Annotated in this window: 1 protein-coding gene; it reads right to left on the bottom strand. The window is 70.7% G+C overall.

Annotation, left to right across the window (positions count from 1 at the left end; genetic code table 11):
* A partial coding sequence (locus AC5LUJ_RS22410) for a DNA methyltransferase (protein ID WP_493465689.1) occupies positions 1-556 on the bottom strand: 556 nt, incomplete at both ends.

The following is a 556-nucleotide window of genomic DNA, read 5'->3' as shown; positions in this document are numbered from 1 at the left end:
AGCGGCGGCCGGCGCCGATGAGCGAGTTGCCGCGGCGCAGGTGCAGGCCGAACCAGGGTGCCTGCAGGCCGGCGTGCATCACGTTCAGCCACAACGACACCTCCGCCAGCTCCACCGCGGTGCGGTTGAGGTCCACGCCGTAGCAGTTGTGCAGGGCGATGTACGCCTTGACCTTCTGCAGCTCGGTGGCGTACCGCTCCGGGTCGAGGCTCTCCCCCCGCTCACGCTGACAGCGGCGCAGGTACTCGGCGGCGACCTGGTTGATCGCCTCGTTGAGGAAGGCCCCGGAGCCCAGCGCCGGTTCGCAGATCGTCCAGTCCAGCAGCTCGCGCGCGGGCGTTGTGGTGCCGTCCTGGTCGAGGCGGTATTTGAGCGTGAGCTGGACGGTGACCTCGGTCAACGACTGCGGGGTGTAGTAGGAGGCGCTGGTCTGCCGGTCCCGGCCGGCGAGCCGGTACACGAACGACCCGGCCGGGTAGCGGACCCGCAGGCCGGTGCGCCGGCCCATGTCGTCGAGCGTGCGGACGAAGACCTCGTCGGGGTAGTCGTCGGCCCG

Source organism: Protofrankia sp. CiP1_Cm_nod3 (assembly GCF_982290655.1).
Note: the sequence above shows the minus strand (reverse complement) of the source record. Positions and strands in the feature narration are given on the sequence as shown.